The 18,411-nt window shown below is 71.6% G+C and carries 22 protein-coding genes; 15 read left to right on the forward strand and 7 right to left on the reverse strand.

Annotated features, from left to right (window positions below; translation table 11 throughout):
- The first annotated feature begins 128 nt into the window (after positions 1-128).
- On the forward strand, positions 129-278 hold the full coding sequence (locus G408_RS15325) for a hypothetical protein (RefSeq protein ID WP_156890108.1): 150 nt from the start codon (positions 129-131) through the stop codon (positions 276-278).
- Positions 279-398: 120 nt separating this feature from the next.
- A complete protein-coding gene (locus G408_RS13830; protein WP_037412831.1) occupies positions 399-773 on the forward strand; it encodes a hypothetical protein in 375 nt (124 codons plus the stop codon).
- On the opposite strand, the gene G408_RS13835 is transcribed toward G408_RS13830, so the two are convergent.
- The gene (locus tag G408_RS13835) at positions 759-1,346 is read right to left on the reverse strand and encodes a TlpA family protein disulfide reductase (RefSeq protein ID WP_051282797.1); all 588 of its coding nucleotides are present in this window, start codon (positions 1,344-1,346) and stop codon (positions 759-761) included. The two genes, G408_RS13830 and G408_RS13835, sit on opposite strands and share 15 nt — an antisense overlap.
- Positions 1,346-2,611, reverse strand: coding sequence for a YihY family inner membrane protein (locus tag G408_RS0108155; RefSeq protein WP_051282798.1), 1,266 nt, complete (start codon positions 2,609-2,611; stop codon positions 1,346-1,348). The genes G408_RS13835 and G408_RS0108155 overlap by 1 nt, the downstream gene beginning before the upstream one ends.
- 116 nt (positions 2,612-2,727) lie before the next feature.
- On the opposite strand from G408_RS0108155, the gene wrbA reads away from it, so the two are divergent.
- Genes wrbA through G408_RS0108170 form a run of 3 tightly spaced genes read left to right on the forward strand, consistent with a single transcriptional unit; the run spans position 2,728 to position 4,195 of the window.
- A complete protein-coding gene (gene wrbA, locus G408_RS0108160) occupies positions 2,728-3,321 on the forward strand; it encodes an NAD(P)H:quinone oxidoreductase (protein WP_028770698.1) in 594 nt (197 codons plus the stop codon).
- The gene (locus G408_RS0108165) at positions 3,318-3,674 is read left to right on the forward strand and encodes a DUF2069 domain-containing protein (RefSeq protein WP_028770699.1); all 357 of its coding nucleotides are present in this window, start codon (positions 3,318-3,320) and stop codon (positions 3,672-3,674) included. Before wrbA ends, G408_RS0108165 begins: the two co-directional genes overlap by 4 nt.
- Before the next feature lie 35 nt (positions 3,675-3,709).
- Positions 3,710-4,195: an asparaginase domain-containing protein gene (locus G408_RS0108170; protein WP_028770700.1), complete on the forward strand. Its 486-nt coding sequence runs from the start codon at positions 3,710-3,712 to the stop codon at positions 4,193-4,195.
- Positions 4,196-4,238: 43 nt separating this feature from the next.
- On the opposite strand, the gene G408_RS0108175 is transcribed toward G408_RS0108170, so the two are convergent.
- The 3 genes from G408_RS0108175 to G408_RS0108185 all read right to left on the reverse strand — a co-directional run bounded on the left by G408_RS0108175 (position 4,239) and on the right by G408_RS0108185 (position 6,875).
- Positions 4,239-4,685, reverse strand: coding sequence for a type II toxin-antitoxin system VapC family toxin (locus tag G408_RS0108175; protein ID WP_028770701.1), 447 nt, complete (start codon positions 4,683-4,685; stop codon positions 4,239-4,241).
- On the reverse strand, positions 4,682-4,936 hold the full coding sequence (locus tag G408_RS0108180) for a FitA-like ribbon-helix-helix domain-containing protein (protein WP_028770702.1): 255 nt from the start codon (positions 4,934-4,936) through the stop codon (positions 4,682-4,684). Before G408_RS0108180 ends, G408_RS0108175 begins: the two co-directional genes overlap by 4 nt.
- 214 nt (positions 4,937-5,150) lie before the next feature.
- Positions 5,151-6,875 carry a S8 family serine peptidase gene (locus G408_RS0108185; RefSeq protein ID WP_425423348.1) on the reverse strand — a complete coding sequence of 575 codons (1,725 nt, stop codon included), beginning with the start codon at positions 6,873-6,875 and terminating at the stop codon, positions 5,151-5,153.
- Positions 6,876-7,450: 575 nt separating this feature from the next.
- On the opposite strand from G408_RS0108185, the gene ccoN reads away from it, so the two are divergent.
- The 6 genes from ccoN to G408_RS0108215 are packed head-to-tail and all read left to right on the forward strand — an operon-like array spanning position 7,451 to position 12,423.
- Positions 7,451-8,884: a cytochrome-c oxidase, cbb3-type subunit I gene (gene ccoN / locus G408_RS0108190; protein WP_028770704.1), complete on the forward strand. Its 1,434-nt coding sequence runs from the start codon at positions 7,451-7,453 to the stop codon at positions 8,882-8,884.
- A 13-nt stretch (positions 8,885-8,897) separates the two neighbouring features.
- A complete protein-coding gene (gene ccoO, locus G408_RS0108195; RefSeq protein WP_028770705.1) occupies positions 8,898-9,503 on the forward strand; it encodes a cytochrome-c oxidase, cbb3-type subunit II in 606 nt (201 codons plus the stop codon).
- A 4-nt stretch (positions 9,504-9,507) separates the two neighbouring features.
- Positions 9,508-9,651 (forward strand): cbb3-type cytochrome c oxidase subunit 3, encoded by a 144-nt coding sequence (locus tag G408_RS15330; protein WP_156890109.1) that lies wholly within the window; start codon positions 9,508-9,510, stop codon positions 9,649-9,651.
- Complete coding sequence (ccoP, locus tag G408_RS0108205) at positions 9,648-10,568, forward strand: cytochrome-c oxidase, cbb3-type subunit III (RefSeq protein ID WP_028770706.1); 921 nt, start codon at positions 9,648-9,650, stop codon at positions 10,566-10,568. Before G408_RS15330 ends, ccoP begins: the two co-directional genes overlap by 4 nt.
- Before the next feature lie 4 nt (positions 10,569-10,572).
- Positions 10,573-10,869, forward strand: coding sequence for a hypothetical protein (locus G408_RS0108210; RefSeq protein ID WP_037412833.1), 297 nt, complete (start codon positions 10,573-10,575; stop codon positions 10,867-10,869).
- 3 nt (positions 10,870-10,872) lie between these two features.
- Positions 10,873-12,423 (forward strand): 4Fe-4S dicluster domain-containing protein, encoded by a 1,551-nt coding sequence (locus tag G408_RS0108215; RefSeq protein WP_028770708.1) that lies wholly within the window; start codon positions 10,873-10,875, stop codon positions 12,421-12,423.
- A 46-nt stretch (positions 12,424-12,469) separates the two neighbouring features.
- Here G408_RS0108215 and G408_RS0108220 read toward each other — a convergent pair whose 3' ends face one another.
- On the reverse strand, positions 12,470-13,744 hold the full coding sequence (locus tag G408_RS0108220) for an HD-GYP domain-containing protein (protein ID WP_028770709.1): 1,275 nt from the start codon (positions 13,742-13,744) through the stop codon (positions 12,470-12,472).
- A gap of 150 nt (positions 13,745-13,894) precedes the next feature.
- Between G408_RS0108220 and G408_RS14805 the strand changes: the two genes are divergently transcribed.
- Genes G408_RS14805 through G408_RS0108240 form a run of 4 tightly spaced genes read left to right on the forward strand, consistent with a single transcriptional unit; the run spans position 13,895 to position 17,636 of the window.
- Positions 13,895-14,383 carry a FixH family protein gene (locus tag G408_RS14805; RefSeq protein ID WP_051282799.1) on the forward strand — a complete coding sequence of 163 codons (489 nt, stop codon included), beginning with the start codon at positions 13,895-13,897 and terminating at the stop codon, positions 14,381-14,383.
- Positions 14,370-16,766, forward strand: a complete 2,397-nt coding sequence (locus tag G408_RS0108230) for a heavy metal translocating P-type ATPase (protein WP_028770710.1) — start codon at positions 14,370-14,372, stop codon at positions 16,764-16,766. The genes G408_RS14805 and G408_RS0108230 overlap by 14 nt, the downstream gene beginning before the upstream one ends.
- A complete protein-coding gene (gene ccoS / locus G408_RS0108235) occupies positions 16,763-16,924 on the forward strand; it encodes a cbb3-type cytochrome oxidase assembly protein CcoS (RefSeq protein ID WP_028770711.1) in 162 nt (53 codons plus the stop codon). The genes G408_RS0108230 and ccoS overlap by 4 nt, the downstream gene beginning before the upstream one ends.
- On the forward strand, positions 16,914-17,636 hold the full coding sequence (locus G408_RS0108240; RefSeq protein WP_028770712.1) for a sulfite exporter TauE/SafE family protein: 723 nt from the start codon (positions 16,914-16,916) through the stop codon (positions 17,634-17,636). The genes ccoS and G408_RS0108240 overlap by 11 nt, the downstream gene beginning before the upstream one ends.
- 6 nt (positions 17,637-17,642) lie before the next feature.
- On the opposite strand, the gene G408_RS0108245 is transcribed toward G408_RS0108240, so the two are convergent.
- Entirely contained in the window at positions 17,643-18,398 is a 756-nt protein-coding gene (locus tag G408_RS0108245; RefSeq protein ID WP_028770713.1) for a cyclic nucleotide-binding domain-containing protein, read from the reverse strand.
- Positions 18,399-18,411 lie beyond the last annotated feature (13 nt).

Consider the following 18,411-nt stretch of genomic DNA (forward strand, 5'->3'; position numbering starts at 1 on the left):
CCTCGCGTCTTCCCCGCGCACGCGGGGATCGACCGCGGCTCACCTATCCTCGATGCGTTTCAACGTCGCCCCCCGTAAACGCGGCCCCTACGAGCCGTCACACGCCCCCAATGTGACACCATAAAGGCATGACCTTGCTCGTTCTTCTCGCCGCTGCACTACTCGGTCTGTGCGCCATCGGGTTGCTGATGCTCTGGCATCGGCTGATCGCGGGGGTTCTGCGCCTCTTTCCTATCGGCCATGTGCAAGGCGATGCCAGCAAAACCGGTGCCCCTTGACGCCTCCCGCCCACCACCCTAGCTTCCCGCTGCCACGCTGATGTGGCTCCCCTGCTTGCCACCCGCTGCGTCCCGCCCGGGCCGTGGCCCGTGCGCATTCAAGCCCAAGGGAGTCCACGCATGAGCCTGATCCTCGACCGCTCCACGCCCGGCATGCCGCGCATCGCCGCCGTGCGCTGCGACCGCTGCAAGGCGGTGATCCACGATCCGATCAACCTCGGGGAGGTGCTGCACATCCGCCTGCATGCCGGCTTCGGTTCGGCCTGGGGCGATGGCAGCCTGGTGAGCGCCGATCTCTGCGATGCCTGCGGCCACGCGCTGCTGCAGCCCTTCGCCACGGTCGAACCGGATCACGACGCCCTGCGCGGGCCGGTGGTCACCGGCGGATTCGCAAGGGAGATGGCCGCGCTGCGCGCATGGCTGGACGCACCGGCGGACACGGATGACACCGCCGGGCCCGGGGACTCGAAGCGCCCGGAATCAGGCGCCGGCTGACTCAGGCACTCCGCCGGCAGCGAGTTCGCCGAGCTTCATCTCGATGTCGCGCTTCGTCACCGGCCCGAGGAAGGTATGCACCGCCTTGCCGGCGGGGTCGACGAGGATGGTGAGCGGCAGGCCGCGCGGGGTCTCGAAGTCGGCCGGCGGCGCGTACACGTCGACGATGGCCACCGGGTAGGTGGGGCGCACCTTGGCGGCGTAGAAGGCGCGCAGGTCCTCCGCCGTGGTCTCCTCGTAGGCGAGGCCCACCACCTGCACGTCCTCGCGGGCGTCGAGGGCGTTGAGGTCGGGGATTTCCTTCAGGCAGGGCGCGCACCAGGTGGCCCAGAAGTTCACCACCACCCACTGCCCGCGGTGGGCGGCGAGCTCGAAGCGGCCATGGTCCACGGTCTCGACCACCAGGGCCGGGAACTCGCGGGAGGAGGCCGGCGGGACGGCGTCGCCAGCATCGGACGCGGCGCTGGCAGGCGCCGGGGCGGTGTCCTGTGGCGGGGCGGCGCCCTCCCCGGCGGGAGTGCAGGCGATCAGGCAGGCGAGGGCCGCGGCAAGCGGCAGGGAGCGGAAGGGCATCAGCGGGAACCCGGGACGAGGAAATCGGAGACAGGATGCCGCAGGGCGGCGTCGAGGGGCTGTCGCAGGTGGCGCAGGGCGGCCAGCGCGGCCTGACCAATGGGGTCGTTGGCCCCGGGCAGGCTGCAGTCGGCCGGGGGCAGGCGCAGGCCGAGGCGCTCATGCAGGTCCTCGAGGCTCACCGTGCGCAGGTCACGCACCGGCAGCCAGGCGCCGGATTCGCCGCGCTGCACGATGTCGAGCCCGGCAAGGCCTTCCAGCAGGCGCTGGCAGAGGTCGTCGGTGAGCGCGGGCTCGAGCTGGCGCAGGGCGGCGGCATCGAGGCCGCGGCCATGGCCCCGGCTCTCCTCCAGCCGCGCCAGCAGGCGCAGGCAGGCGTAGAGCTCGGCCCCCGGCGGCAGGCGCAGGGCCCGCGGCTGGTAGCGGAAGGCGCCCAGCGAGGCGGCCAGCGAGGCGCCGAGCAGCACCACCAGCCAGCTCAGCCACACCCAGAGCAGGAAGATCGGGATCACCGCCAGCGCGCCGTAGATCTGCTCGTAGTTGGTGTTGCGCAGGTAGGTGGCGAACAGCAGCTTGGCGGCGTCGAACAGCAGGGTGGCGAGCAGGCCGCCGGCCACGGCGAAACGCAGCGGCACCGGGCGGTTGGGGATCAGCCGGTAGGCGGCGGTGAACACCACGAAGGCCACCAGGCTCGGCATCAGGCGCAGGGCCGCGCCGCCCTGCCCCGCGCCCTCGCTGCCCGGGGCGCCGAACAGCCAGGTGCTGGCGGCGAGGCTGGCCCCGGCCAGCAGGGCGCCGAGCGTGAGCAGGGTCCAGTACACGACGATGCGCCACAGCGTGGAGCGCGGCGTGGCCACCCGCCAGATGCGGTCGAAGGTCTGCTCGATGGCCAGCATGGTGAGCAGCACCGAAGCGGCCAGCGCGACCACGCCCTTGGTGCTGAGCTGGCGCGCGCTGCCGGCCAGTTCGCGCAGGGTGCCGGCCACCGCCGAGGCGGCCTCGGGCACGAAATTGGCAAAGACGAAGTCCACCAGGGCCTGGGTCCAGGCATCGAACACCGGGAAGCCCGCCAGCACGGCGAAGACCACGGCGAACAGCGGCACCAGGGCGAACACCGTGGTGTAGGCCAGAGCGCCAGCCGACTCGAAGCAGCGGTCGTCGATGAAGCGCCGGGCGAGGAAGCGCGCGAAGGTGGTGATCCGTTCGTGGTCGATGCGCTGGGCCCAGCGGCGCAGCACGGCGAAGGGAGACGGGGCGGCAGGCATGGTGGCAAGCCTACCCGTTCCCGCCCCGGGCTTCGCCGCCTCCGGCGATGACGCCGCCCTGCCACGGGGGCCGGCAGGATGCGCTAGCCTTCGCCGCCCCGCTCCGGAGCCTCCGCATGCCCGACATCCTCGTCCTCTACTACAGCCGCGGCGGCTCGGTGGCCGCCCTGGCCCGCCAGATCGCCCGCGGCATCGAGTCGGTGGAGGGCATGCAGGCCCGGCTGCGCACCGTGCCGCCGGTGGCCGCCATCACCCAGGCCGCGGCGCCGCCGGTGCCCCCGGAGGGCGCGCCCTATGTGGAGCGCCAGGACCTGGCCGACTGTGCCGGGCTGCTGCTCGGCAGCCCCACCCGCTTCGGCAACATGGCCGCGCCGATGAAGCACTTCCTCGACGGCACCGGGGCCGAGTGGGCCTCCGGCACGCTGGTGGGCAAGCCGGCCGCGGTGTTCACCTCCACCGCCTCGATGCACGGCGGGCAGGAAAGCACCCTGCTCTCGATGCACCTGCCCCTGCTGCACCATGGCTGCCTGATCGTGGGCCTGCCCTTCACCGAAGCCGCGCTCTCCAGCACCACCGCCGGCGGCACGCCCTATGGCGCCAGCCATGTGGCGGGGCCGGGCGACGACCCGGCGCTGGCCGAGGTGGAAGCCAGCCTGGCCCGCGCGCTGGGCCGCCGCGTGGCCTGGCTTGCCCGGAAGCTCTCGGCATGAAGCGCCCCGGGCTCACCCTGCTGATCCTCGCCCTGTGGCTGCTGCAGCCCGCCTGGTACCTGTGGCTTTCCCCGCCCACGGTGCTGCCGCCCTGGTTCGCCGCCACCGCGATGGCCCTGCCCCTGCTGCCTGCCCTGCTGCTGGCCCTGCTGGGGCGCCCCAGCGCCGGCTTCTGGGGCGGGCTGGCCGCCCTGTTCCACTTCAGCCATGGCGTGACCGAGCTGTGGGCCAACCCCGCGGTCATGGCGCTGGCCGCCACCGAGACGGCGCTGTCGGTGGCGCTCGTCGTGGCGGCGAGCTGGCAGGGGCTGAAGGCCCGCGCCGCCCGCCGCCGCAGCCCACCGACGGAGTAGACTTTGCGCCCTTCGAGCACAGCCAGCGCAAGGCCATGGACGAACTCCTGATCGTCACCACCGGCGGCACCATCGACAAGGTGTATTTCGACGACAAGTCGGACTACCAGGTGGGCGAGCCGCAGATCGGCAACATCCTCCGCGAGCTGGGCGTGGCCTTCCGCTTCACCGTGGTGCCGGCCCTGCGCAAGGACAGCCTGCACATCACCGACGAGGACCGGGCGATGCTGCGCACCCTGATCGCCGCGCAGCCGCAGCGCCACGTGCTGATCACCCACGGCACCGACACCATGGTGGAGACGGCGAAGGTGCTGGCCGGGCTGGACAAGACCATCGTGCTCACCGGCGCCCTCAACCCGGCGCGCTTCCGCGGCTCGGACGCCGAGTTCAACGTGGGCTGCGCCGTAGGCGCCGTGCAGTCGCGCCCGCCGGGCGTGTACATCGCCATGAACGGCCGCATCTGGGACCCGATGAAGGTGCGCAAGAACGTGGCGGCGAACCGCTTCGAGCCGATCGACTGAAGACGGGCCGGCCGGCGTGCGCGGCGGCTTCTGAGCCGCGTTGTCATCGGGAACCAGGGATGCCCCGCTTCGGCGGGGCTTCCCACGGATTGATGACCTGCAGGCCGACCGCGAGAAACGGCGCGGTATCGCGGGTAGCGATGAGGAAGCCGTGGGCTTTCGCGATGGCGGCGATATAGCCGTCTGGCGTAGGGAAGCCCCTCCCTGCGACGCGGGCAGCAAGGGCCAGTTCGGCATAGTGAGGGGCGGCGTCGATATCGAAGGCAAGGATGCGCCCCTCGAACAGGGCCAGCAGACCATCCAGCGTTTGCGAGAGCGAATCCCTGCGCCGACCGGAGGGCAGGGCCGCGATGCCGAACAACAGCTCGGCAAGCGTTACGCTCGACAGGTAGAGGGTCTCAGCCGCCTGCTCATCCAGCCACGTCCGTACGGCGGGATTCGGCTCGATCCGCATCGCCTCGGAGACGACATTCGTATCGAGCAGGATCATCCCATCCTCAACGGGGTGGCCGGGGTCTTGTCGCGCAGGTGTTCGAATGCCTCGATGTCTTCATTGGTCAGCCCCACCCGCCGCCCCAGGTCGGCCAGGGCCGTCCCCAGGCGAAGCCGCTCCGGTGGGCGGACGGCCGACTCGAGAATGTCGCGGATTTCGGCCTCGGTGCTGCGGCCGTGCATCGCGGCCCGCACCCGCAGGGCGCGGTGCACCTCGTCCGGCAGGTTTCTGACCGTGACCGTGGCCATGACATCAAGCGTTAATGAATGAATCCAGTGAATTCACAATACTGGAAATGACATCAAAAGACAATGCGCCCGGGGCGCGGGGGCGGCAGGTCAAGCAAGCCCTGCTCTCCCTGAAGATTCGCGCCGCCTTTCTTTATCGGGGGAGGAAACCGAAAAAAAACGGGGCCCGCGACTGGCGCGGGCCCCGGCCTGCCTTGCGGCGGCATTCACGGCGTCAGAAGGTGATGCTCCAGCTGTTGATGTAGCCGGTGTCGCCGGCCGCGTTGTCGTTCACCCGCAGGCGCCAGGTGCCGTTGATGGCCTCGGAAGAGAGGTTCACGGTGTAGGTGCCGATGATGTTGTCGGCGCTGCCGCCGCTGCGGTTCGACAGGGTGTAGAGCGAGCCATCCGGCGCCACCAGCTGCACCAGAAGATCACCGCGGTAGGTGTGGCGGATGTCCACGGCCACCGCGGTGTTGCTCGGCGCGTTGCCCGAGCGGCCCGAGACCGTGATCGGCGATTCCACCGTGGTGAAGTCGCGGATCTGGTAGTCGGTGCCGTTGGTGTAGGTCTGGGTGCCGCCGCCACCACCACCGCCACCACCCGCGACCTCGACCGCGCGGCGGGCATCGATGATGCCGGCGCCGCAGCCGCCCGAGCAGGCGCCCGGCAGCGGGTAGGCGGTGTCCTTCAGCAGCTGCTCGACCTGGGCCGGGGTGTAGAGCGGCAGGCCGAGGGCGAGGCGGCGGCTCTGCACCAGGGCCACGGTGCCGGCCACGTGCGGGGCTGCCATCGAGGTGCCGTTGTAGCTGGCATAGCTCTCGCTGCCCGGGGTGGTGGTGCCGCTGTTGAGGGTGGAGAGGATGTTCGAGCCCGGGGCCGAAACATCGATCAGCGCGCCGTAGTTGGAGAAGCTGGAGCGCGCGCCACTGCTGGTGATCGAGGCCACGGCAATGACGTTGTTGCAGCTCGCCGGGGTGAAGCCGGAGACGTTGGCATTGCTGTTGCCGGCCGCCACGACCACGGTGGTGCCGCGGCTCACCGCGCCGTTGATGGCGTTCTGGGTGGTGGTGCCGCAGGAGCCGGAGCCGCCCAGCGACATGTTGATGACATGCGCCTTCTGCGAATCGGAAAGCGTGGGCACGCCGGAGACCGTACCGCCCGAGGCCCAGGTGATGGCATCGGCGATGTCGGAGGTGGAGCCGCCGCAGGTTCCAAGGACGCGGGCATGGAAGATCTTCGCGCCGAACGCGGTGCCCGCGACGCCGGTGGCGTTGTTCGTCACGGCCGCGACGGTGCCGGCCACATGGGTGCCATGCCAGCTGGAATTGCTGGCAGGACCGCACTGGCCGGTGGTCCAGTCGCCGGGATCGGCGGGGTTCGAATCGCGGCCACCGCCGTCATTGGCGGTCGTGGCATTGCTGATGAAGTCGTAGCCCGCGATGGTGTTCGCATCGAGGTCGGGATGCGAGGTGCTGCCGGTGTCGAGGATGGCCACGCGGATGCCGGCCCCCGTCGCCAGATCCCACGCGGTGTTGGCGCGGATGCCCGCCGTCGGGCTGCTGAAGCCCCACTGCTCGCTGTAGCGCGGGTCGTTCGGGGTCAGGGCCGGGCGCATGATCAGGTCGGGCTCGACGTACTCGACGCCCGGCAGCGCGGCGAGCTGTTCCATCACCTGCACGGCCTCGGCGCGGCTCAGGGCGCGCGAGGGGCGCACCACGTCGGCGCCGAGCGACATGCGGCGGAAGTGGCGCAGGCCCGGCGCGCCGGCGCGCGAGGCCTTGGCCATCACCGCCTCGGGGCCGGCCAGCGCCCGGGCCACGCGGCTGGCATCGGCCCGCTCGGGCGTGCCTTCGCGGAACTTGACGATGAAGCCGGTGTACTCGGCGCCGGACTCGACGGCCAGCTTGTTGACGATGCGCGCCTCGCCGGCGGCGAAGGCGCCTCCCATGGGCGCCATCGCGGCCATCAGGGCGAGGGCGAGGGCATGGGGCTTGAGGGTCTTTCGGTTCACGGTGGTGTATCCCCTGGTCGTGGATGTGGTGTGCTGCGGTGGTCGGGTCTCCGCCCTGGCGTCCTTGGGGCCGGCGGCACTGGCCGATCCGGAACGGCACCCGGCGGGGCTCCCCTTCCCCGCCGGGCGACGCCGGCCCTGCGCGACCGCCTCCGCTCTTTCGTCGGTCCCGGTCGCCCCCGCAGGCCGTACCGCCCTGCGGCGGGCCTCGAGGCAGGCCGCCGTCGCGCGGTCGAATCGCGGGGTGTCGATCGGAAAGCGCTGGGGCGAGCTGCCGGTCACGCTTTCGTCACCGACGCGTCATAGCCTCGCCATAAATGTTGATTCAAGTAACAGTTTCATGACGAAACAGTTATCCCGTATCAATCAAGCATCTTGATTTTTATTGTGTTTTTCCGGCAGCCCTGTTTCCCGCTCTTCCCGGGGGCCGGATGCGCAGACCGGGTGGCGTTTGACCCCGGTCAAGGGCAGGTGGACGCCCCTCGGTGACCATGACGCGGCTTTCATCCATGAGGCCCGTCATGAGCCCCACTGCTCCTTCCGCGACCTACAACGACAAGGTGGTGCTGCAGTTCGCCATCGCCACCGTGGTCTGGGGCGTCGTCGGCATGGCCGTCGGCGTCTTCCTCGCCGCACAGCTGTACTGGCCGGCGCTGAACTTCGACCTGCCCTGGCTGAGCTTCGGGCGCCTGCGACCCCTGCACACCAACGCCGTGATCTTCGCCTTCGGCGGCTCGGCGCTGTTCGCCACCTCGCTCTACGTGGTGCAGCGCACCTGCCACGTGCGGCTGATCTCCGACAGGCTGGCGAGCTTCGTGTTCTGGGGCTGGCAGGCGATCATCGTCGCCGCCGCCGTCTCGCTGCCGCTGGGCTACACCCAGGGCAAGGAGTACGCCGAGCTCATCTGGCCGATCGACGTCGCCATCGCCGTGGTCTGGGTGGCCTACGCGGTGCTGTTCTTCGGCACCATCGCCATCCGCCGCGTGGCCCACATCTACGTGGCCAACTGGTTCTACGGCGCCTTCATCATCGCCGTGGCGGTGCTGCACATCGTCAACTCCCTGGCCCTGCCCACCGGCGCCCTGCACAGCTACCCCGTGTACTCGGGCGCGGTCGACGCCATGGTGCAGTGGTGGTACGGCCACAACGCGGTGGGCTTCTTCCTCACCGCCGGCTTCCTCGGGATCATGTACTACTTCGTGCCGAAGCAGGCCGGCCGGCCGATCTACAGCTACCGGCTGTCGATCGTGCACTTCTGGGCGCTGATCGCCATCTACATGTGGGCCGGCCCGCACCACCTGCAGTACACCGCCATCCCCGACTGGGCGCAGAGCCTCGGCATGGTGTTCTCGCTGGTGCTGCTGGCGCCGAGCTGGGGCGGCGCGATCAACGGCATCATGACCCTCTCGGGCGTGTGGCACCTGCTGCGTACCGACCCGATCCTGAAGTTCCTCATCGTGTCGCTGTCGTTCTACATGATGAGCACCTTCGAGGGCCCGATGATGTCGATCAAGTCGGTGAACGCCCTCTCGCACTACAGCGACTGGACCATCGGCCACGTGCATTCCGGCGCGCTCGGCTGGGTGGCGATGATCTCGATCGGCGCCATCTACATGCTGATCCCGAAGTGCGTGGGCTTAAAGCAGATGGCCTCGGTGAAGCTGATCGACCAGCACTTCTGGGTGCACACCATCGGCGTGGTGCTCTATGCCGCCTCGATGTGGGTCTCGGGCATCGGCCAGGGGCTGATGAGCCGCGCCACCAACCTCGACGGCACCCTGACCTACGCCTGGATCGAGATCGTGAAGTTCACCTATCCGTACTACCTGGTGCGGCTCGTCGGCGGCCTGCTGGTGCTCTACGGCATGGCCCTGATGGTGGTGAACGTCTACCGCACCCTCCAGTCCGCCCGCGGGGTGGTGGAGAACCCGGTGCTGGAACCGGCCCACGCCTGAAGGAGCTGCCGCGATGAGCCATGAGAAGATCGAGAAGAACGTGGGCCTGATGGGCGTGCTGATCGCGGTGGCGATCAGCTTCGGCGGTCTTGCCGAGATCGTGCCGCTGATGTACTCGGCCGAGCAGGTCGAGCCGCTGCCGGGGATGAAGCCGCGGCCGGCGCTGGAGCAGGCCGGCTTCGACATCTACGTGCGCGAGGGCTGCTACAACTGCCACTCGCAGATGGTGCGCACCCTGCGCTTCGAGACCGAGCGCTACGGCCACTACTCGCTGGCCGGCGAATCGGTGTACGACCGCCCCTTCCAGTGGGGCAGCAAGCGCACCGGCCCGGACCTCGCCCGCGTGGGCGGCCGCTACTCCGACGACTGGCACCGGGTGCACCTGATGCGCCCGCGCGACGTGGTGCCGGAATCGAACATGCCGGGCTACCCGTGGCTGGCCGAACGGCCGGTGGACGGCCAGGCGCTGGCCCGCCGCATGCAGGCCCTGAAGACCCTGGGACACCCCTATACCGACGAGGAGATCGCCGGTGCCGCGCAGGCGGTGGAGGGCAAGTCCGAACTCGACGCGCTGGTGGCCTACCTGCAGGGCCTCGGCAAGCACGCACCCCGAGGCTGATCCCATGCTGGCTGGAATCGTGACTGCAACCCTGCTCGCCGCCTTCCTCGGCGGCGTGTTCTGGCTCTTCGTGCTGCGCAAGCCGTCCGACTTCGAGCGCATGGCCCGCCAGCCGCTCGAGGACAATGCCGGGGAGGACCGTCCGTGAGCGCCTTCTGGTCCTGGTTCGTCATCGTGCTGGTGGTGCTGAACATCGCCGGTTGCGTCTTCCTGCTCTGGTACACCTCGAAGCGCCGCGGCAGCGGGCTGCCGCAGGGTGAGACCACCGGGCACGTGTGGGACGGCAACATCACCGAGTACAACAAGCCGCTGCCGCGCTGGTGGATCAACCTGTTCTATCTCACCATCGTCTTCACCATCGGCTACGTGGTGCTCTACCCCGGCCTCGGCAACGTCGAGGGCACGCTGGGCTGGAGCTCGGCGAAGCAGCACGACATCGCCAAGAGGAAGGCCGATGCCGAGTTCGCCGAACGCTACGGCGCCTATGCCTCGATGCCGCTGGCCGAGATCGCCCGCTCGCCGGAAGCGCTGGCCGTGGGCCGCAACCTGTTCGCCAACTACTGCGCCCAGTGCCATGGCTCGGATGCCCGCGGCGCACGGGGCTTCCCCAACCTCACCGACGGCGACTGGCTGTGGGGCGGCGACGAGGACACCCTGCTCACCACCATCACCCATGGCCGCATCGGCGTGATGCCGGCGCTGGGCGCGGCGGTGGGCGACGATGCCACGGTGACGGCGGTGGCGAGCTACGTGCAGTCGCTCTCGGGCCGCCCGGTGGATCCGGCGCTGCGGGCGGTGGGCAAGGCCAAGTTCGATGTGGTCTGCGCCGCCTGCCACGGGCTCGACGGCAAAGGCAACCCGGCCCTGGGCGCACCGAACCTCACCGACGACACCTGGCTCTATGGCGGTGACCTTGCCACCATCCGCGAAGGCATCCTGCAGGGCCGCCGCGGCGAGATGCCGGCCTTCGAGGCGGTGCTGGGACCGAAGCGCATCCGCCTGGTGGCCGCCTATGTCCACTCCCTGAACGCCGGCGCCGATGCGGCCGGACCGGCGAAGCCCTGAGACCATGGACGGCGAGCCGCGCATCGAACATCCCCCGAGGAGCTGGACCCAGCGCCTCGGGGCCATCCTCTGGCCCTCGTTCTTCAGCGCCGGGGTGATGACGATGGTGTTCTTCGCCTTCGTCGATCCCCTGGACCTGCGCGACATCACCTTCCCCGACCTCAAGCTCGAGATCGGCCGGGGCCTGGGCTACACGATCTGCTTTTTCATGTTCTGGGCCGCCACCGCCAGCGCCAGCCTGTTCACCTGGATCCTGCTGCGCCCGGCGAGCCGCTTCAACGTGCCACTGAAGGATGGCTGATCCATGGGCAAGCCGCTGCCGCTGAAGGTGGTGGACGACGGGTCCCTCTACGTCTCCGAGGCCAAGGTCTACCCGCGCGAGGTGAAGGGGCGCTTCCAGCGCCTGCGCCACCTCGCGGTCTTCGTGCTGCTGGGCCTGTTCTATGGCGTGGCCTGGATCGAGATCGACGGCCAGCAGGCCGTGCTCTGGGACCTGCCGGCGCGCAAGTTCCATGTCTTCGGCCTGGTGTTCTGGCCGCAGGACTTCATCTTCCTCGCCCTGCTGCTGGTGCTGGCCGGCTTCTCGCTGTTCTTCTTCACCGCGCTGGCCGGGCGGCTGTGGTGCGGCTATGCCTGCCCGCAGACGGTGTGGACCGAGGTCTTCCTGTGGATGGAGCGCTGGACCGAGGGTGACCGCGCCAAGCGCATGAAGCTCGATGCCGGCCCCTGGACCCGCGAGAAATGGCTGCGCAAGGGCGCCAAGCACCTGCTCTGGCTGCTGTTCGCCCTCTGGACCGGCTTCACCTTCGTCGGCTACTTCACCCCGATCCGGGATCTCGGCGCCCGGCTGCTGCCCTTCGAATGGGGCGGCTACGAGACCTTCTGGACCCTGTTCTACGCCCTCGCCACCTGGGGCAACGCCGGCTTCCTGCGCGAGCAGGTGTGCAAGTACATGTGCCCCTACGCGCGCTTCCAGAGCGCGATGTTCGACCGCAACACCCTGATCATCGCCTACGACCAGCGCCGCGGCGAGCCGCGCGGGCCGCGCCGCAGCGGCAGCCTTGCCAGCGTGCTGGAGCGCGACCGCGGCCTGCTGCCGGTGGACGAGGCCGATGCCTGGGTGCGCTGGTCGGCGCACCATGCCAGCGCCGCCAGCCGCGCCGCCGGGGCCCGTGGCACCACCTCGCTGCTCGATACCGCGCTGCCGGTGGAAGAGCGCGAGCCGGCCAGCGGCGAGGCCCTGGGCGACTGCATCGACTGCACCCTGTGCGTGCAGGTCTGCCCCACCGGCATCGACATCCGCAACGGCCTGCAGTACGAGTGCATCGCCTGCGGCGCCTGCATCGACGCCTGCGACTCGGTGATGGACAAAGTGGGCTACCCACGCGGGCTGGTGCGCTACAGCAGCCAGAATGCGGTGGATGGCAAGCCCACCCGGGTGCTGCGCCCGCGCGTGCTGGTCTATGCCGGCCTGCTGGTGGCGGTGACGCTGGCCATCGCTCTTGGCATCGTGCTGCGCGCCCCGGTGGTGGTGGACGTACTGCGCGACCGCAATGCGCTCTACCGGGTGGCCGCCGAGGGCAGGGTGGAAAACGGCTACACGCTGCGCATCATCAACAAGGCCGAGGTGCCGCGCACCTTCCGGGTGACGCTGGAGAATGCCCCGGCCGGCATCGCCATCAGCGCCGACCCGGGGCCGATCGCGATGGCGGCGGGCGAGGTGCGCAACGTGCCGGTCACCCTCTCGGCCCCGCCGGGGGCGGTGAAGGGCCGGGTGGACCTGCGCCTGCGGGTGGCTTCCGAGGACGGCGAGGCCAGCGCCAGCGAGGAGACCCGCTTCTTCGGGCCGTTCTGAGGGGCTGTCCCGGCCGGGGGCTGCCACCCGGCCCGGCGCGCGGCACTCACTGCGCCTGCCAGAGCCGGTCGAGATTGGGGAAGTTCCACTTCTCGGCCGATTCCAGACCGACGATGCGGTCGCCGCAGTCGGGCGCGGAAAGATCGAGGTCCTTGATGAACACCGGCTCGCGCTTCCTGGCATTGAAGAACACCCGCACCCGCGGGGTGAGCAGCGAGCCCTCGCCCTGCTCCAGCACCACGGCGAGGCGGTCGGACTCCAGCCGCACCAGGGCGCCCACCGGGTAGATGCCGACACTGCGGATGAAGGCCTTGAGCACCCGCTCGTCGAAGTGGCCCTTCCAGCTGATCATCCGCTGCAGCGATTCGGCGGGCCCCCAGGCCCGCTTGTAGGGGCGGTTCGAGGTAATGGCGTCGTACACGTCGCAGACCGCGCCCATCCGCGCCATCAGGGCGATGTCCTCGCCCTGCAGGCGGTGCGGATAGCCCGTGCCGTCGAACTTCTCGTGATGATGCAGGGCCACGTCGAGCACCGCCTCCGAGGCGGTGCCGGCCTGCTTCAGCATCTCGAAGCCGCGCTCGGGATGCGACTTCATGATGCGGAACTCCTCGTCGGTGAGCGCCCCGGGCTTGTTCAGCACCGAAAGCGGCATGGCCGCCTTGCCGATGTCGTGCAGCATGCCGGCGGCCCCGGCGTCGCGCACCTGCGCCTCGGGCAGGCCGAGCCGCCGCCCCAGGGCCACCATCAGGGCGCAGACCGCCACCGAATGCAGGTAGGTGTACTCGTCGTGGGTCTTGAGCCGGAGCACGCTGAGCAGGGCGTCGGGATGGCGGGCCACGGAGTCGTTGACCTGTTCGACGAGCGGCATCACCGCCTCCGGCTGGATGGCCCGGCCCAGCCGGGCATCGTTGAACAGGGCCACCACCTGCGCCCGGGCCTCCTCGCGGATCTGCCGGGCGCGCTGCATCTCGAGGTCCATGCTGGTCCGCGGCTCGAGCGGCGCGGCCGGCGGCGCGGCCGGCGGCGGGACGGTCTCCGCGGGAGGCGGCGCCACGGCGGCCGGCGCAGGCTCCGGCGGGGGCGCGAGTTCGTCCGGCGGCGGTGAAACCGGCCCGGGAGCCACTGCCGGCGCCTCCTCGACGTCCAGCCCCTTCGTGGTGTCGATCAGCAGCTCCTCGATCCCGCCCTGGGCGAGGAGCTCGATGTCGCGGGCCTCCAGCAGGAAGCCGTTCTTCACGAAGGCATGGTGGTAGCCCGAACCGCCGAGGCGGTGGAACCACATGCCGGGGCGGACGCGGTCGATGGGGACGGCCTTGATCATGGCGAAAGAGCGTATGCCCGGCGCGGCATCGGCGCAGTGCTGAAACCCTAGGATTTGCCGTCCTTGACGCTCGCGCCTTGACCGAGCGCAAGCCCCGGGGCGAGGCTGGGCCCTAGGCTGCCCAAGCTGCCCGCCGCCCTGTCCCTGCCCGTGCGCAATCCCGTCGTCCTCGTCCTCCTCGCCCTGCCGCTCGCCACCCTCGCGGCCGGCGCGGCCACGCTCTGGATCATCGGCCGCGGCGGGCTCGACGCCGTGGGCGAGCCGGTGCGGCGCACGGCGCAGGTGCAGGTGCGCGACTGGGCGGAGGACGAGGCGGCACGCCGGCTCGGGCTCTCGGCCGAACTGGCGCTGGAGGGGGCGGAAGTCCGGTTGCGGCTGCGCGGAAACGCGCCGGAGACGGACCTCGTGCTGCACCTCGAGCACCCGCTGGAGGCCGCCCGCGACCGCGACCTGCCGCTCCAGCCCCGGAACGATGGCTGGGGGGGCCCGGCCTTCGATCCCGGGGTGCACTGGCGGCTCGCGCTTGGCCCCGCGGGCGGCGGCTGGCGGCTGGTCGGGCGCTGGGCGCCGGGCGCGGGGCAGGCCACGCTGGCGCCGGCCCTCGGCGATGGCGGAGGCGAGCGCGATGTCGCCCGCTGACGCCGGGAGCCCCGGCCTGCCGATCTGCGCCCACTGTGGCGAAGCGGCCCCGGCCCCGCGCTGGCACGGCGAGGGCGCGGCACGCCGCGCCTACTGCTGCGAGGGCTGCGCGGCGGCGGCGCGCTTCATCGAGGAGGCGGGCCTTGGCGACTACTACCGCTGGCGCAGCGCCCCCGGGCCGCGCCCGGAAGGCGCGACGGATTTCCGCGACTGGGACCGCGAGGAGGTGCTGGCCGAGCACAGCGAGGCCGTGGACGAGGGCCGCTGCCTGCGGCTGGCGGTGGGCGGCATGCACTGCGCCGCCTGCGCCTGGCTGGTGGACAAGGCCCTGCGCGCCGCACCCGGGGTGCGCGAGGTGAGCGCGAATGCGGTGGAAGGCCGGGTGCGACTGGTCTGGGACCCGGCGCAGACCGCGCTCTCGCCCCTGCTCGAGCGCATCGCCCGGCTCGGCTACACGCCCTCGCTGGTGGCGAGCCCGGCGCAGGAGCAGGCCCGCCGCCGCGCCCGCCGCCGGCGCCTGGTGGCCCTCGGCGTGGCCGGTCTCGGCACCCTGCAGGCGATGATGTTCTCCGAGGCCCTGTACCTCGACGTGGACGGCAGCATGCCGCTCGCCACCCGCGACGCCTTCCGCTGGCTCACTGCCGCGGTTTCGGCCCCGGTGGTGTTCTGGGCCGGCGCGCCCTTCCTGCGCGGCATGGCCAACGAGCTGCGGCACCGCCTGCCGGGCATGGACACCCTGATCGGCAGCGGCGTGCTGCTGGCCTGGGGGGCCTCGGTGCTGGAGACCCTGCGCGGCGGCCCGCAGGTGTGGTTCGACGCCGCGGTGATGTTCGTGTTCTTCCTGCTCGCCGCCCGCCACCTCGAAGCCGGCCTGCGCGAACGCGGCCAGGCGCGGCTGGACGCCATCGCCGGCGCCCAGCCGGCCTTCGCCTGGCGCGAGCGCGCCGACGGCACGCTGGAGCAGGTGCCGGCGCGCCGGCTGGCGGTGGGCGACGTGGTGCGGGTGGGCGCGGGGGCCGCCCTGCCCTGCGACGGCGTGCTGCTGGAGGACGAGGCCTGGCTGGACGAGGCCGTGCTGAGCGGTGAATCCACCCCGCGCCACCGCCGCCGCGGCGAGACGCTGCCGGCCGGCGCTCTGGTACACCGCGGCAGCCTGCGCCTGCGCGCCACCGCGGTCGGCGAGGCGAGCTCGCTCTCGCGCTTCGCCCGCCGGGTGGAGGCCCTGCGCGGCCAGCGTCCGGCGCAGGTGGACTGGGCCGAGGCCTGGGCGCGGCGGGTGGTGGGCGTGACCGTGCTGCTGGCCCTGGCCGTGATGGCAGTCTGGTCTGTGATCGATCCGCCCCGGGCCTTCCCCATCGGCCTTGCCGTGCTGGTGGCCACCTGCCCCTGCGCCCTCGCGCTTGCCGTGCCCGCCGCCATCGCCCGGGCCCAGGCCCGGCTGGCCGAGCACGGCCTGCTGGTGCTGGGCCCGGAGGCCCTGCCCCGGCTGGCCGGCATCACCACCGTGGTGTTCGACAAGACCGGCACCCTGACCCGCGGCGAACCGCGGCTGCTGTCCCTCACGCCGTTGGCCGGATGGCCGGCCGAGGCCTGCCGCGCACTCGCCGCCCGCATCGAGGCGGCGGTGGAGCACCCGCTGGCCCGGGCCTTCGGCGAAGCGGCGGGCCCGCCCCCGGAACGGGTGCGCCCGGTGCCCGGGCAGGGCGTGGAGGCCTTGCTCGACGGAGCCTGCTGGCGCCTCGGCCGCCGCAGCTTCGCCCTTGCCGGCGGCGAGGCCGGCGAGGACGGGGGCGCGCTGTGGCTCGCCCGCGAGGGGCAGGCCGTGGCCCGCTTCGAGATCGACGATGCCCCGCGCGAGGATGCCGCCGAGGCCGTGGCCGCCCTGCGCGCGGCCGGGCTCGAGCTGGCCCTGCTGAGCGGCGATGCCGAGGCACGGGTGGCGGCGCTGGCCGCGCGGCTGGGGCTCGGGCAGGCACCGCGCTGGGCGCGCCAGGGCCCCGAGGACAAGCTCGCCGTACTGCGCCGCCTGCAGGCCGACGGCCGGCGGGTGCTGATGGTGGGCGATGGCAGCAACGATGCCGGCGTGCTGGCCGCGGCCGATGTCTCGGTGGCCATGGGCGAAGGCACGGCGCTGGCGCAGCGCCAGGCCGATCTGGTGCTCTGCGGCGAGCGCCTCTCGCGCCTGCCCTGGGCCATCGCCCTGGCGCGGCAGACCCAAAGCGTGATCCGGCAGAACCTGCGCTGGGCCGTGGCCTACAACGCACTGGTGCTGCCGCTCGCCGCGCTCGGTTTCATCGGCCCGGGCCTGGCGGCGCTGGGCATGGCCCTGTCCTCGCTCGCCGTCACTGCCAATGCCTGGCGCATCGGGCGGACCCCGCCATGACCGTGCTGCTGTTCCTGATCCCGATCTCGCTGGTGCTGGTGGGCATCGCCGTGGCGGTGTTCGTCTGGGCGGTGCGCAGCGGCCAGTTCGAGGACCTGGACACCCCGCCGCTCGACATCCTGGGCGAGGACGAGGAGCCGCCCCGCGATGCCGGTTGACCTGATCGTGCTCGGCGCCGCCTTCCTCGCCGGCCTGCTCGGCACACCGCACTGCGGGGCGATGTGCGGCGGCATCGCCGCCGGGCTCGGCAGCCACGGCCCGGCGGAAGACGCGGCCTACCGCGCGCTGGCGAGCAACCTCGGGCGGGTACTGGGCTATGGCCTTGCCGGCGCGCTCGCTGGCGGCCTCGGCGCCGGGCTGCTCGGCCTGCTCGCCCTGCCCGGCCTCGCCACCGGCCTGCGGGTGGCGGTCGGCCTGGTGCTGCTCTACACCGCCCTGCGCATCGCCCTGCCGCGCTTCGCCACCGCCGGCGCACTGCCGGCCCTGCCGCTGTGGCGCTGGCTCGCCCCGCTGCGCGAGAGGCTGCCCGCGCATCCGCGCCTGCGCCCCTGGGCACAGGGCCTGCTCTGGGGCTGGCTGCCCTGCGGCCTCTCGCTCACCCTGCTCACCGCCGCCTGGCTGGAAGCCAGCGCCCTGCATGGCGCCCTGCTGATGCTGGCCTTCGGCGCCGGCACCCTGCCTGCCATGGTGCTGCTGGGCTACAGCGGCGCGCGGCTTGCCGGGCTTGCACGCACCCCGCGCGGCCGCCTCGCCGGTGCCGCGCTGATCGGCACCGGTGGCCTGCTCACCCTGGCCGCACCCTGGCTGGTCGCCCTGCCCGCGGTGCACGGCCTGCTGGCCGCGCTGGGCTGCCGCAGCCTGCCCGGCTGAGCCGCCTCAGCGCCGCCCGGCGCAGGCGAGCTCGCCGTCCTCGCCGTGGGCGAGGCGGGCCAGCACCCCGGGCTGCAGCACCTTCAGGCTGCGACCCTTCACTTCGATCACCCCGTCGTCCTGCAGCCGGGACAGTCCGCGGCTCACCGTCTCGATGACGAGGCCAAGGTAGCTGCCGATGTCGGAGCGGCTCATCGCCAGCTGCATGTGGGTGGGGTCACGGCCCAGACGCTGCTGCCGCTCGGCCAGGCCATGCAGGAACATGGCGATGCGCTCCTGCGCCTGCTTGCGCCCCAGCATCTCGAGGTGGTCCTGGTGCCGGGCCATGCCCTCGCCGAGGGCGCGCATCATCTGCCGCTGGAAATCGGGCCGCTGCGCCGCCACCCGCTCCAGCGCCGGCAGCGGCACCTCGCAGACCTGCACCGGCTCGAGCGCGATGGCATCGGTACGGAAGCGGCCGTCGCCGAGCCCCTCGAGGCCGATCAGCTCGCCGGGGAAGTAAAAGCCGATCACCTGCTCGTCGCCGGCCTCGTTCACCGCCACCGTCTTGAAGGCGCCGCTCTGCGAGATGAACACCGAGCGCATCGGCTCGCCGGCACGGAACAGGGCGGCATCCTTGGGCAAGGGGCGGCGCGCCAGCACCGCGCCGGCCAGCTTCTCGATGTCGTCCACCCCGACCAGGGCCGGCCGGCACAGCGGGTGCAGCACGCACTCGTCGCAGCTGCGCTGTCCGGCTACCCGCTTCAGTTCAACGAGGCTCATCCTCGCCCTCCCT

This window comes from Silanimonas lenta DSM 16282, assembly GCF_000429065.1.
GTDB lineage: Bacteria > Pseudomonadota > Gammaproteobacteria > Xanthomonadales > Xanthomonadaceae > Silanimonas > Silanimonas lenta.